The 10,971-nt window shown below is 41.1% G+C and carries 22 protein-coding genes; all 22 read right to left on the bottom strand.

The window, feature by feature from the left end; all coding sequences use genetic code 11:
- Positions 1-57 precede the first annotated feature (57 nt).
- Genes map through rplD form a run of 22 tightly spaced genes read right to left on the bottom strand, consistent with a single transcriptional unit; the run spans position 58 to position 10,969 of the window.
- Positions 58-804 carry a type I methionyl aminopeptidase gene (map, locus tag ACVBAX_RS23360; protein WP_447119208.1) on the bottom strand — a complete coding sequence of 249 codons (747 nt, stop codon included), beginning with the start codon at positions 802-804 and terminating at the stop codon, positions 58-60.
- On the bottom strand, positions 805-1,455 hold the full coding sequence (locus ACVBAX_RS23355; protein WP_447119206.1) for an adenylate kinase: 651 nt from the start codon (positions 1,453-1,455) through the stop codon (positions 805-807).
- A gap of 58 nt (positions 1,456-1,513) precedes the next feature.
- A complete protein-coding gene (gene secY, locus ACVBAX_RS23350) occupies positions 1,514-2,806 on the bottom strand; it encodes a preprotein translocase subunit SecY (protein ID WP_430776958.1) in 1,293 nt (430 codons plus the stop codon).
- Positions 2,806-3,246, bottom strand: a complete 441-nt coding sequence (rplO, locus tag ACVBAX_RS23345; RefSeq protein ID WP_066058511.1) for a 50S ribosomal protein L15 — start codon at positions 3,244-3,246, stop codon at positions 2,806-2,808. Before rplO ends, secY begins: the two co-directional genes overlap by 1 nt.
- A gap of 34 nt (positions 3,247-3,280) precedes the next feature.
- The gene (rpmD, locus tag ACVBAX_RS23340) at positions 3,281-3,463 is read right to left on the bottom strand and encodes a 50S ribosomal protein L30 (protein WP_119706280.1); all 183 of its coding nucleotides are present in this window, start codon (positions 3,461-3,463) and stop codon (positions 3,281-3,283) included.
- Between the two features lie 14 nt (positions 3,464-3,477).
- Entirely contained in the window at positions 3,478-3,978 is a 501-nt protein-coding gene (gene rpsE, locus ACVBAX_RS23335) for a 30S ribosomal protein S5 (RefSeq protein ID WP_066058517.1), read from the bottom strand.
- Between the two features lie 24 nt (positions 3,979-4,002).
- Complete coding sequence (gene rplR / locus ACVBAX_RS23330) at positions 4,003-4,365, bottom strand: 50S ribosomal protein L18 (RefSeq protein WP_066058521.1); 363 nt, start codon at positions 4,363-4,365, stop codon at positions 4,003-4,005.
- 33 nt (positions 4,366-4,398) lie between these two features.
- Positions 4,399-4,935, bottom strand: coding sequence for a 50S ribosomal protein L6 (gene rplF / locus ACVBAX_RS23325; RefSeq protein ID WP_119706279.1), 537 nt, complete (start codon positions 4,933-4,935; stop codon positions 4,399-4,401).
- A 31-nt stretch (positions 4,936-4,966) separates the two neighbouring features.
- A complete protein-coding gene (rpsH, locus tag ACVBAX_RS23320; RefSeq protein WP_066058527.1) occupies positions 4,967-5,365 on the bottom strand; it encodes a 30S ribosomal protein S8 in 399 nt (132 codons plus the stop codon).
- 30 nt (positions 5,366-5,395) lie between these two features.
- Positions 5,396-5,581: a 30S ribosomal protein S14 gene (gene rpsN / locus ACVBAX_RS23315; RefSeq protein WP_001085700.1), complete on the bottom strand. Its 186-nt coding sequence runs from the start codon at positions 5,579-5,581 to the stop codon at positions 5,396-5,398.
- A 25-nt stretch (positions 5,582-5,606) separates the two neighbouring features.
- Positions 5,607-6,146 (bottom strand): 50S ribosomal protein L5, encoded by a 540-nt coding sequence (rplE, locus tag ACVBAX_RS23310; RefSeq protein ID WP_066058530.1) that lies wholly within the window; start codon positions 6,144-6,146, stop codon positions 5,607-5,609.
- 24 nt (positions 6,147-6,170) lie between these two features.
- The gene (gene rplX / locus ACVBAX_RS23305; RefSeq protein WP_119706277.1) at positions 6,171-6,482 is read right to left on the bottom strand and encodes a 50S ribosomal protein L24; all 312 of its coding nucleotides are present in this window, start codon (positions 6,480-6,482) and stop codon (positions 6,171-6,173) included.
- Between the two features lie 35 nt (positions 6,483-6,517).
- Positions 6,518-6,886 (bottom strand): 50S ribosomal protein L14, encoded by a 369-nt coding sequence (rplN, locus tag ACVBAX_RS23300; protein ID WP_066058539.1) that lies wholly within the window; start codon positions 6,884-6,886, stop codon positions 6,518-6,520.
- Positions 6,887-6,928: 42 nt separating this feature from the next.
- On the bottom strand, positions 6,929-7,192 hold the full coding sequence (rpsQ, locus tag ACVBAX_RS23295) for a 30S ribosomal protein S17 (RefSeq protein ID WP_066058542.1): 264 nt from the start codon (positions 7,190-7,192) through the stop codon (positions 6,929-6,931).
- Positions 7,193-7,212: 20 nt separating this feature from the next.
- Entirely contained in the window at positions 7,213-7,416 is a 204-nt protein-coding gene (gene rpmC / locus ACVBAX_RS23290; protein WP_430776957.1) for a 50S ribosomal protein L29, read from the bottom strand.
- Positions 7,406-7,840 (bottom strand): 50S ribosomal protein L16, encoded by a 435-nt coding sequence (rplP, locus tag ACVBAX_RS23285; RefSeq protein WP_119706275.1) that lies wholly within the window; start codon positions 7,838-7,840, stop codon positions 7,406-7,408. Before rplP ends, rpmC begins: the two co-directional genes overlap by 11 nt.
- Before the next feature lies 1 nt (position 7,841).
- On the bottom strand, positions 7,842-8,498 hold the full coding sequence (gene rpsC, locus ACVBAX_RS23280; RefSeq protein ID WP_119706274.1) for a 30S ribosomal protein S3: 657 nt from the start codon (positions 8,496-8,498) through the stop codon (positions 7,842-7,844).
- Between the two features lie 2 nt (positions 8,499-8,500).
- Positions 8,501-8,842, bottom strand: coding sequence for a 50S ribosomal protein L22 (gene rplV, locus ACVBAX_RS23275; protein WP_119706273.1), 342 nt, complete (start codon positions 8,840-8,842; stop codon positions 8,501-8,503).
- A gap of 18 nt (positions 8,843-8,860) precedes the next feature.
- Positions 8,861-9,139, bottom strand: a complete 279-nt coding sequence (gene rpsS / locus ACVBAX_RS23270) for a 30S ribosomal protein S19 (protein ID WP_066058557.1) — start codon at positions 9,137-9,139, stop codon at positions 8,861-8,863.
- A gap of 60 nt (positions 9,140-9,199) precedes the next feature.
- On the bottom strand, positions 9,200-10,030 hold the full coding sequence (gene rplB / locus ACVBAX_RS23265) for a 50S ribosomal protein L2 (RefSeq protein ID WP_066058560.1): 831 nt from the start codon (positions 10,028-10,030) through the stop codon (positions 9,200-9,202).
- 31 nt (positions 10,031-10,061) lie between these two features.
- Positions 10,062-10,346, bottom strand: a complete 285-nt coding sequence (rplW, locus tag ACVBAX_RS23260) for a 50S ribosomal protein L23 (RefSeq protein WP_066058561.1) — start codon at positions 10,344-10,346, stop codon at positions 10,062-10,064.
- Entirely contained in the window at positions 10,346-10,969 is a 624-nt protein-coding gene (rplD, locus tag ACVBAX_RS23255) for a 50S ribosomal protein L4 (RefSeq protein WP_447119196.1), read from the bottom strand. The genes rplW and rplD overlap by 1 nt, the downstream gene beginning before the upstream one ends.
- Between the last annotated feature and the right edge of the window lie 2 nt (positions 10,970-10,971).

Raw genomic sequence — 10,971 nt, 5'->3', positions numbered from 1 at the left:
CCAATTTTAATAACAAAAATATTACTAAACTCTTGACAGTTCCCTTGGCTTTACAAGTTAAGCTTTTGTAAGAATTTCAAAACCCGCTTCAGTGATAGCAATTGTATGTTCAAAGTGAGCACACATTCTCCCATCGACTGTAACAACGGTCCAATCGTCAGCTAATGTCTTAACATAACGACTTCCTGCATTCACCATCGGCTCAACCGCTAGTACCATCCCAGGTTTTAAACGCGGGCCTTTATTAGGTGGACCATAATGGGGAATTTGAGGATCCTCATGTAAGTCTTGCCCTATTCCGTGCCCTACATACTCGCGCACAACTGAAAACCCGTTTGCTTCCACATAAGTTTGAATCGCGTGGGAGATGTTCGACAGACGATCACCTGGCTTAGCTTCGTTAAGTCCCTTGTATAAGGATTCCTCCGTAACATCTAATAGACGCTGTGTCTCCTCATCAATAGAACCTACGGCATAAGTCCAAGCTGAATCACCATGATAGCCATTATATTCAGCACCGATATCAATACTGATAATATCACCATTGTTCAAAACACGATTTCCAGGAATACCATGCACCAGTTCTTCATTTACGGAAGCACAGATGCTGCCGGTAAATCCGTTATAGCCTTTAAAGGACGGACTCGCATCATGCTTTCTTATAAAAGCTTCAGCAATTTTATCCAGTTCCTTCGTAGTTATACCGGGAACGATATGCTTTTTTAACTCCTGGTGCGTAAGTGCAACGATGCGACCAGCTTCACGCATTATTTCAATCTCACGCGGAGTCTTGCAAATAATCATTTACGCAAGCTCCCGAAGAAGGCTGTCAATATCTTTGAATACATCATGAATATCTTGCTGACCGTTTATATTTTTCAGATAACCTTTCGTTTCATAGAAATGAAGCAAAGGTTCTGATTGTTGAATGTTTACTTCTAAGCGGTTATGAACCGTCTCTTCGTTATCATCTGCACGCTGATAAAGCTCTCCACCACAACGGTCACATGTTCCATCCTTTGCAGGAGGATTGAAAACCAAGTGATAAGTAGCTCCACAATCTTTACAAATTCGACGACCAGTTAAACGTTCCATCAGAATATTATGGTCTACATCAATATTTAAACAGTAGTCAATTTTCTTATCTAAATCAGTAAGCATATTCTCTAGCGCTTCTGCTTGAGCAACAGTTCTAGGAAAACCATCAAGTAAGAATCCCTTTTGACAGTCATCTTTACTTAATCTCTCACGAACAATACCGATTGTTACTTCATCAGGAACAAGCGCTCCTTGATCCATGAAAGATTTTGCTTTTAAACCTAGCTCTGTTCCTTCCTTCATTGCAGCACGGAACATATCTCCTGTCGAGATATGAGGGATAGAATATTTTTCAACGATTTTTTCAGCTTGAGTGCCTTTTCCCGCACCTGGCAGCCCCATCAAAACTAAATTCACTCTGGCTCCCCCTCAGTCTCTAAAACGGCGTTTGGGAACATATGTCCCCAAATCCGAATTATTTTATAAATCCTTTATAGTGACGCTTAACAAGTTGAGCTTCAAGCTGTTTCATTGTTTCGAGGGCAACCCCGATAACGATAAGCAAGCTCGTTCCACCAATTTGAGCAGATTCCGGAAGACCCGCAAACTTCACAAAAAAGACTGGAAGAATGGCAATAGCTGATAAGAACAGCGCACCAACAAAAGTTAAGCGGTATAATACACGCGTTAAATATTCTTGAGTGTTCTTACCTGGACGAATTCCTGGAATATACCCACCTTGCTTCTTCAAGTTCTCAGCCACTTGTTCTGGGTTTACTTGAATGAATGCATAGAAATAGGTGAACGCAATAATTAGCGCACAGTAGATCACCATTCCAATTGGATGTGTATAATCAAAAATTCGTTCAATCCAAATTGTTACGCTATTTTGCTCGAAGAACTGTGCAATCGTTCTAGGAGTAATAATAAACGATACTGCAAAGATAACAGGGATAACTCCAGCCGCATTTACCTTTAAAGGCAAGTGAGTGGATTGTCCCGCAGGCGATGTGCCAGCAGTCATTTTCTTTGCATATTGAATTGGGATTTTACGTAAAGCTTGTTGAATAAAGATAGTTCCTACAATAATCGCAATTACTGCTAAAACAATCAACAGGACTGTTACGATATTTAAGAAAAGCTGGTCACCAGCATCTTGAAACTGCTGTGCATAAATTTGGTTGGCTATATTCGGAATACTAGCAACGATACCAGCAAAGATGATAATCGAAATACCATTTCCGACTCCTTTTGAAGTGATTTGTTCACCTAACCATAAAAGGAAAGCCGTACCGCCTGTTAATACAGTTGCGATTAAAAGATAAGTTCCGATCCCAGGCTTCTCAATCAATAATCCACCAGCAAGATTATTAAAACCATAAGACATTCCGAACGCTTGAATAAATCCAAGTACGATCGTAAAGTAGCGGGTAAACTGAGCAAGCTTACGACGACCTACATCTCCTTGCTTTGACCACTCCGTAAATTTCGGTACTACATCCATCTGTAAAAGTTGAATGATAATAGACGCTGTAATATACGGCATGATCCCCATAGCAAGGATAGAGAAGTTACTAAGTGCTCCCCCACCAAATGTATTCAGTACTCCAAATACACTAAGTTGATCTTGTGCTTTTAAAATATCGGTATTTACATGTGGAACAGGAATAAATGTCCCGATTCTAAATACAATCAACATTAAAAGGGTGAATATGATTTTTCGTCTTATATCACCCACGCGCATAAAATTGGAGATTGTCTGAAACATTAAATCACCTCAGTTTGACCGCCGGCAGCTTCGATAGCTTCCTTTGCAGCAGAGGAGAATTTATGAGCTTTTACAGTAAGCTTTTTCTCAACATTGCCTTTAGCAAGAATCTTGATTCCTGCTTTTTCACTGCTAACCACACCAGTTTCAATAAGAAGTTCTGGAGTAACTTCAGTTCCGTCTTCAAAACGGTTTAGTGCATCAAGGTTTACAATAGCGTATTCCTTGCGGTTGATGTTGGTAAATCCACGTTTAGGTAAACGTTGGAATAAAGGTGTTTGACCACCCTCGAAGCCAGGACGTACACCGCCACCAGAACGAGCATTTTGACCTTTATGACCTTTACCAGCAGTTTTACCTTGCCCAGAACCGATACCGCGTCCAAGACGCTTGCGCTCACGACGAGAACCTTCTGCAGGTTTTAATTCATGAAGTTTCATATTGGCACCTCCTTATTAAAAGAAAAAAATCAATTTATTTTTCTACAACTGTTACAAGGTGGGCAACTTTATTGATCATACCGCGAATAGCAGCATTATCTTGTTGCTCAACAGTTTGGTGAATTTTACGTAAACCAAGTGCTTTAACAGTTTCTTTTTGATCTTGTGGACGACCAATCACACTGCGAGTGAGGGTAATTTCTAATTTATTAGCCATTATCTTTCCCTCCCTTAACCTAACAGTTCTTCTACTGATTTTCCACGCAATTTAGCTACGTCTTCAGCACGTTTTAGTTGTTTTAAACCGTCCAAAGTTGCACGAACCATGTTAATTGGTGTGTTTGTACCTAAAGATTTTGATAAGATATCAGCTACACCAGCTAATTCTAGTACCGCACGAACTGGACCACCAGCGATAACCCCAGTACCTTCAGAAGCAGGCTTTAGAAGGATTTCACCAGCACCGAAGTGTCCGATTACTTGGTGAGGAATCGTAGTACCTACCATTGGTACCTCGATTAAGTTTTTCTTAGCATCTTCAATTGCTTTACGGATTGCATCTGGTACTTCTTGTGCTTTACCAGTACCAAAGCCAACGTGGCCGTTTTTGTCACCTACTACTACTAGAGCAGAGAAACGGAAACGACGTCCACCTTTAACAACTTTCGCAACACGGTTAACCGTAACTACGCGTTCTTCAAGTTCAAGTTTGTTTGGATCAATACGACGCATCTTTTTGTGTCCCTCCTTTGTCTATTAAAATTCTAAGCCGTTTTCACGAGCAGCATCTGCTAGTGCTTTCACGCGTCCATGATATAAGTATCCTCCACGATCGAAAACAACAGCTTTAACGCCTTTTTCTACAGCACGCTTTGCAACTAATTCTCCGACCTTAACCGCTGCATCAACGTTACCAGTAGATTCAAGACCGATTTCTTTATCTAAAGTTGAAGCACTCGCTAAAGTTACTCCACTTACATCGTCAATTAGTTGTGCATAAATGTGCTTGCTTGAACGGAACACATTTAGACGAGGACGAGCTGCAGTACCGCTAAGTTTTGAACGCACACGTGCGTGTCTTTTCTTACGCGTTGCATTTTTGTCAGCCTTCGTAATCATTTTGGTCACTCCTTTCGTTTACCCCTTAGGGCATTACTTACCTGTCTTACCTTCTTTACGACGAACGAATTCGCCTTCATAACGGATTCCTTTACCTTTGTAAGGCTCTGGAGGACGAACGTCACGAATGTTAGCAGCAAGTGCGCCAACGCGCTCCTTGTTTGTACCTTTTACGATTACACGTGTATTTGAAGGTACTTCGATCTCGATACCTGTTTCAGGTTCGATTTCTACTGGATGAGAGTAACCAACGTTTAATACAAGCTTCGTACCTTGCTTTTGAGCACGGTAACCAACCCCGATTAATTCAAGTGTTCTTTCGAACCCTTTTGATACACCTTCAACCATGTTTGAAAGTAATGCGCGAGTAGTACCGTGCAATGCGCGGTGTTCCTTCGCATCAGATGGACGAGAAACGTTAATTACGTTCTCCTCTACCTTAATTTCGATATCTGGATTAAATGAACGACTTAGTTCACCTTTAGGACCTTTTACTGTTACGTTGCTTCCATCAACTGTTACTGTAACGCCAGATGGAATTTCAACTGGTTTTTTACCTACGCGAGACATTTAGTGCACCTCCATTCTTTAAGAAACTCTATTACCAAACGTATGCTAGTACTTCTCCGCCTACTTGCTTTGCGCGAGCTTCTTTATCAGTAAGAACGCCTTGAGAAGTAGATACTAATGCGATTCCAAGACCGTTAAGTACACGTGGAACCTCTGTAGCTTTTGCATATACACGAAGACCAGGCTTACTGATACGCTTAAGACCAGTAATAACACGTTCGTTATTCGAACCGTACTTTAAGAAGATACGGATGATTCCTTGCTTGTTATCCTCGATATATTCAACATCACGCACGAAGCCTTCACGCTTTAAGATTTCAGCGATTTCTTTCTTCGTGTTAGAAGCAGGAACTTCTAATTTTTCGTGACGAACCATGTTCGCATTACGGATGCGAGTTAGCAAATCTGCAATTGGATCTGTCATGACCATTGTTTTTTACCTCCTTCCCAAACTCTAGTTTTACCAGCTAGCTTTTTTCACACCAGGAATTTGCCCTTTGTATGCTAATTCACGGAAACAAATACGGCAAAGCTTAAATTTACGGTATACAGAATGTGGACGTCCGCAACGTTCGCAACGTGTGTATTCTTGAACCTTGAATTTAGGCGTGCGTTTTTGTTTCGCAATCATTGACTTTTTAGCCACGTTTTCGCCTCCCTCTATTTACCGATTACTTTTGGAATGGCATTCCAAATTGAGTTAACAGTTCACGAGCTTCTTCATCAGTATTAGCTGTAGTAACGATAACAATATCCATACCACGAACTTTACTTACTTTATCGTAATCAATTTCAGGGAAGATTAACTGTTCTTTTACACCTAATGTGTAGTTTCCACGTCCGTCGAAAGACTTTTTAGAAATTCCGCGGAAGTCACGTACACGTGGAAGAGATACAGAAACCAACTTGTCGAAGAATTCGTACATACGCTCTCCACGAAGAGTAACCTTCGCACCGATTGGCATTCCTTCACGTAGACGGAAACCAGCGATAGATTTCTTTGCACGAGTAACAACTGGCTTTTGACCAGAGATAGCTGCTAGTTCTTCTACCGCGTTATCAAGTGCTTTCGCGTTTTGTACTGCATCACCAACACCCATGTTGATAACGATCTTTTCAAGCTTCGGTACTTGCATAATTGATTTATAGTTAAACTTGCTCACAAGAGCAGGAGTAATTTCTTTAACATATTTTTCTTTTAGGCGGTTCATTTTTGTACCTCCCTTCTTTTAGACTTATTTATCTAGAACTTCACCGGATTTTTTTGCAACACGTACTTTTTTACCGTCAACCTCTTTAAACCCTACACGAGTTGGCGTACCAGTCTTAGGATCGATAGGCATGACGTTTGATACATGAATAGGTGCCTCTCGGTTAATGATTCCACCTTGTGGATTCACTTGGGATGGCTTAGAGTGCTTCTTTACAATGTTCACACCTTCAACTAGCACACGGCTTTGTTTAGGGAAAGCAGCTAAGATAACACCTGTTTTGCCTTTATCCTTACCAGAGATGACCATAACTTTGTCACCTTTTTTCACATGCATCTGTTCGCACCTCCTTAAAGGCATATATTTTAAGATTATAGTACTTCTGGAGCTAATGATACGATCTTCATGAAGTTGCTGTCGCGAAGTTCACGAGCAACAGGTCCGAAGATACGCGTTCCGCGTGGACTCTTGTCGTCACGGATAATTACACAAGCGTTCTCATCGAAACGAATGTATGTTCCATCTGCACGACGAACGCCGCTTTTAGTTCGAACAACTACCGCTTTTACAACGTCACCCTTTTTAACAACGCCACCTGGTGTTGCTTGTTTCACTGTAACAACGATAATGTCACCAATATTAGCAGTCTTGCGGCCTGAACCACCAAGAACTTTAATTGTAAGTACTTCACGAGCACCTGAATTGTCAGCAACTTTTAAACGTGTTTCTTGTTGAATCATGTGTGTAACCTCCCTTCGGGATGTAGCTATTTCCGATCATAATTAAATAATTACTGCTGTTTCTACTACTTCAACAAGGCGGAAGCGCTTCGTAGCAGAAAGCGGACGTGTTTCCATAATACGAACAACATCGCCGATTTTTGCAACGTTCTGCTCATCATGAGCCTTGAACTTTTTAGAGTACTTAACGCGTTTACCGTATAATGGATGCTTTTTGTATGTTTCAACTAAGACAGTAACGGTTTTATCCATTTTGTCAGAAACAACGCGTCCAGTGTAAACTTTGCGTTGGTTGCGTTCACTCATCTTTCGCAAACCTCCTTCAATTATCGATTGTTAACGCCGATTTCTCTTTCACGAACTACAGTTTTCATGCGAGCAATCGCTTTGCGTACTTCACGAATGCGAGCTGTATTTTCAAGTTGTCCAGTCGCCAATTGAAAGCGAAGGTTGAAAAGCTCTTCTTTTAAAGACTTAACTTTTTGTTCTATTTCGGCAGTGGTAAGGTCACGAAGTTCATTAGCTTTCATTTGATTCACCACCAATTTCTTCTCGTTTTACAAACTTACATTTTACTGGAAGTTTGTGTGCTGCTAAACGTAATGCTTCACGTGCGATTTCTTCAGAAACACCAGCAACTTCAAACATTACTTTCCCAGGCTTAACAACTGCTACCCATCCTTCAGGAGCACCTTTACCAGAACCCATTCGGACTTCTAGAGGCTTAGCTGTATAAGGCTTATGAGGGAATATTTTAATCCAAACTTTACCGCCACGTTTCATATAACGTGTCATTGCGATACGAGCAGCTTCAATTTGGCGGTTTGTAATCCAAGAAGCTTCAATAGCTTGTAGACCGAATTCACCGAAGTTAACCTCTGTACCACCCTTAGCCATTCCGCGCATTTTTCCACGGTGTTGACGGCGATACTTAACGCGTTTAGGGACTAACATATTATTTGCCTCCTTCCTCAGATTTCTTCTTAGTAGGAAGGACCTCTCCACGGTAGATCCATACTTTTACACCTAACTTACCGTAAGTTGTATCTGCTTCTGCTGTAGCGTAATCGATGTCAGCACGAAGAGTATGAAGTGGAACAGTTCCTTCACTGTAAGACTCCGAACGAGCGATGTCTGCACCGCCTAGACGACCAGATACCATTGTTTTGATACCTTTTGCACCAGCGCGCATTGCACGTTGAATAACTTGTTTTTGAGCACGACGGAAAGATACGCGGTTTTCTAATTGACGAGCAATGTTTTCCGCTACAAGCTTAGCGTCGATGTCTGCTTTTTTGATTTCAAGAATGTTGATGTGTACACGCTTGCCAGTAAGTGAGTTAAGAGCTTTACGAAGTGCTTCAACCTCAGTACCACCTTTACCAATAACCATACCTGGCTTTGCAGTGTGGATAGTGATGTTAATGCGATTAGCTGCACGCTCGATTTCTACTTTTGATACAGAAGCATCGCTTAGACGCTTTGTAATGTACTCACGTACTTTAAGGTCTTCGTGTAAAAGATCAGCATAGTCTTTTCCTGCGAACCATTTGGATTCCCAATCACGGATGATACCAATACGCAAGCCGACTGGATTAACTTTTTGACCCACTATTATCCCTCCTTCTTCTCTGTTAATACGATAGTAATATGGCTAGTACGCTTGTTAATAGCACTTGCACGACCCATTGCACGAGGACGGAAACGTTTTAAAGTTGGTCCTTCGTCAACGAATGCTTGAGATACTACTAAGCTGTTAACGTCCATTTCATAATTATGTTCTGCGTTCGCAATTGCAGAGTTTAGTAATTTTTCAATAACTGGTGAAGCAGTTTTTGGTGTATGCTTTAAGATTGCTACCGCTTCTCCTACTTGCTTACCTCGAATTAAATCTACGACTAAACGAGCTTTACGAGGAGCAATACGTACTGTTCTTAATACAGCTTTAGCTTGCATTAGAATGCCCTCCTCTCATTAACGTCTTGTTTTCTTGTCATCACTTGCATGACCTTTGTAAGTACGAGTTGGAGCGAATTCTCCAAGCTTATGACCTACCATGTCTTCAGTGACATATACAGGAACATGTTTACGACCATCATATACAGCAATCGTGTGTCCGATGAATTGCGGGAAGATCGTAGAACGGCGAGACCAAGTTTTAGTAACTTGCTTGCTTTCAGTTTCATTTAACTTTTCGATCTTTGTGATTAAATGCTCATCAACAAAAGGTCCTTTTTTTAAGCTGCGACCCATGTCTGAACCTCCCTTCGTGACTGCTCTACGGTTCTATGCTGGAACCGTAGTACAATCCCGTTATTTTTTACGACGACGAACGATGAATTTATCTGATTTGTTCTTTTTCTTACGAGTCTTGAATCCAAGAGTTGGTTTGCCCCATGGAGTCATTGGAGACTTACGTCCGATTGGTGAGCGTCCTTCTCCACCACCGTGTGGGTGATCGTTAGGGTTCATTACAGAACCACGTACTGTTGGGCGCTTGCCTAACCAGCGAGAACGTCCAGCTTTACCAATGTTGATTAGTTCGTGTTGCTCGTTACCAACTTGACCTACAGTCGCGCGGCAAGTTGCAAGAATCATACGAACTTCACCAGAGTTTAGACGTACTAATACGTACTTACCTTCTTTACCAAGAACCTGTGCAGAAGTACCAGCAGAACGTACTAATTGTCCGCCCTTACCAGGTTTTAACTCGATGTTGTGGATAACTGTACCAACTGGAATATTCGCTAGTGGTAATGCGTTACCTACTTTAATATCCGCTTCAGGACCTGACATAATTTCTGTTCCAACTACTAAGTTCTTAGGAGCTAAGATATAACGCTTTTCTCCATCTACGTAGTTAATTAATGCGATGTTTGCAGAACGGTTTGGATCGTACTCGATTGTAGCAACGCGTCCTGGAATGCCATCTTTGTTACGTTTAAAATCGATAATACGATATTGACGCTTATGGCCGCCACCTTGATGACGTACTGTTAACTTACCTTGGTTGTTGCGTCCACCTTTTCTTTTTAAAGGAGCAAGTAGAGACTTTTCTGGTGTGCTTGTTGTAATTTCAGCAAAATCAGAAACTGTCATACCGCGACGACCGTTAGAGGTAGGTTTATACTTTTTAATCGCCATAATTTTTTCCCTCCTCTTCTTCTATTCTAAATTAAACCTCGAATAATTCGATTTCTTTGCTATCAGCTGTTAATTTAACGATTGCTTTACGACGCTTGTTCGTGTAGCCTCCGAATTTACCCATGCGCTTGAACTTACCTTTGTAGTTCTGTACGTTAACTTTATCAACTTTGACACCAAAAATTTCTTCTACAGCGTCTTTAACTTGAGTTTTGTTAGCTCTAACATCAACTTCAAAAGTATATTTCTTTTCAGCCATTAGGTCAGTAGAACGTTCAGTGATAACGGGGCGCTTAATGATATCGCGTGCATCCATTATGCAAGCACCTCCTCTACTTTTTCAACCGCTGCTTTAGTCATGATTAACTTTTCATGATTTAAAACATCCAATACGCTAATTCCGTTAGCAGATACAACAGTAACACCAGGGATGTTACGTGCAGATAATGCTACGTTCTCATCAAGGTCAGCAGTTACGATAAGTGCTTTTGAATTAACAGATAATCCTGCTAATACACCTTTAAAGTCTTTAGTTTTTGGAGTTTCGAAAGCAAGGTTTTCAAGTACTAAAATGTTTTCTTCTAAAACCTTTGTAGATAATGCAGATTTAATCGCTAAGCGACGTACCTTTTTAGGTAATTTATAGCTGTAGCTACGTGGAACTGGACCAAATACAGTACCACCTCCGCGCCATTGTGGAGAACGAATTGAACCTTGACGAGCACGACCAGTACCCTTTTGACGCCATGGCTTACGTCCACCGCCAGCTACTTCAGAGCGAATTTTTGTTTTGTGAGTTCCTTGACGTAAAGAAGCTCTTTGCATAATAACCGCTTCGAATAGAACGTGGTTATTAGGCTCGATACCAAAGATTGAATCATTAAGTTCGATTTCGCCAACTTGTGATCCAGTTTGGTTTAACAATGCTACTTTCGGCATTC

The sequence above is a fragment of the Robertmurraya sp. GLU-23 genome, from assembly GCF_052983275.1.
The sequence above is the reverse complement of the archived record's forward strand: the minus strand, read 5'-3'. Positions and strand labels throughout refer to the sequence as shown.

What these genes read in the sequence shown, in the direction of transcription:
- map (WP_447119208.1), bottom strand. Translation starts at nt 804, where the DNA reads ATGATTATTTGCAAGACTCCGCGTGAGATTGAAATAATGCGTGAAGCT.
- secY (WP_430776958.1), bottom strand. Translation starts at nt 2,806, where the DNA reads ATGTTTCAGACAATCTCCAATTTTATGCGCGTGGGTGATATAAGACGA.
- rplO (WP_066058511.1), bottom strand. Translation starts at nt 3,246, where the DNA reads ATGAAACTTCATGAATTAAAACCTGCAGAAGGTTCTCGTCGTGAGCGC.
- rpmD (WP_119706280.1), bottom strand. Translation starts at nt 3,463, where the DNA reads ATGGCTAATAAATTAGAAATTACCCTCACTCGCAGTGTGATTGGTCGT.
- rpsE (WP_066058517.1), bottom strand. Translation starts at nt 3,978, where the DNA reads ATGCGTCGTATTGATCCAAACAAACTTGAACTTGAAGAACGCGTAGTT.
- rplR (WP_066058521.1), bottom strand. Translation starts at nt 4,365, where the DNA reads ATGATTACGAAGGCTGACAAAAATGCAACGCGTAAGAAAAGACACGCA.
- rplF (WP_119706279.1), bottom strand. Translation starts at nt 4,935, where the DNA reads ATGTCTCGCGTAGGTAAAAAACCAGTTGAAATTCCATCTGGCGTTACA.
- rpsH (WP_066058527.1), bottom strand. Translation starts at nt 5,365, where the DNA reads ATGGTCATGACAGATCCAATTGCAGATTTGCTAACTCGCATCCGTAAT.
- rplE (WP_066058530.1), bottom strand. Translation starts at nt 6,146, where the DNA reads ATGAACCGCCTAAAAGAAAAATATGTTAAAGAAATTACTCCTGCTCTT.
- rplX (WP_119706277.1), bottom strand. Translation starts at nt 6,482, where the DNA reads ATGCATGTGAAAAAAGGTGACAAAGTTATGGTCATCTCTGGTAAGGAT.
- rplN (WP_066058539.1), bottom strand. Translation starts at nt 6,886, where the DNA reads ATGATTCAACAAGAAACACGTTTAAAAGTTGCTGACAATTCAGGTGCT.
- rpsQ (WP_066058542.1), bottom strand. Translation starts at nt 7,192, where the DNA reads ATGAGTGAACGCAACCAACGCAAAGTTTACACTGGACGCGTTGTTTCT.
- rpmC (WP_430776957.1), bottom strand. Translation starts at nt 7,416, where the DNA reads ATGAAAGCTAATGAACTTCGTGACCTTACCACTGCCGAAATAGAACAA.
- rplP (WP_119706275.1), bottom strand. Translation starts at nt 7,840, where the DNA reads ATGTTAGTCCCTAAACGCGTTAAGTATCGCCGTCAACACCGTGGAAAA.
- rplV (WP_119706273.1), bottom strand. Translation starts at nt 8,842, where the DNA reads ATGCAAGCTAAAGCTGTATTAAGAACAGTACGTATTGCTCCTCGTAAA.
- rpsS (WP_066058557.1), bottom strand. Translation starts at nt 9,139, where the DNA reads ATGGGTCGCAGCTTAAAAAAAGGACCTTTTGTTGATGAGCATTTAATC.
- rplB (WP_066058560.1), bottom strand. Translation starts at nt 10,030, where the DNA reads ATGGCGATTAAAAAGTATAAACCTACCTCTAACGGTCGTCGCGGTATG.
- rplW (WP_066058561.1), bottom strand. Translation starts at nt 10,346, where the DNA reads ATGGATGCACGCGATATCATTAAGCGCCCCGTTATCACTGAACGTTCT.
- rplD (WP_447119196.1), bottom strand. Translation starts at nt 10,969, where the DNA reads ATGCCGAAAGTAGCATTGTTAAACCAAACTGGATCACAAGTTGGCGAA.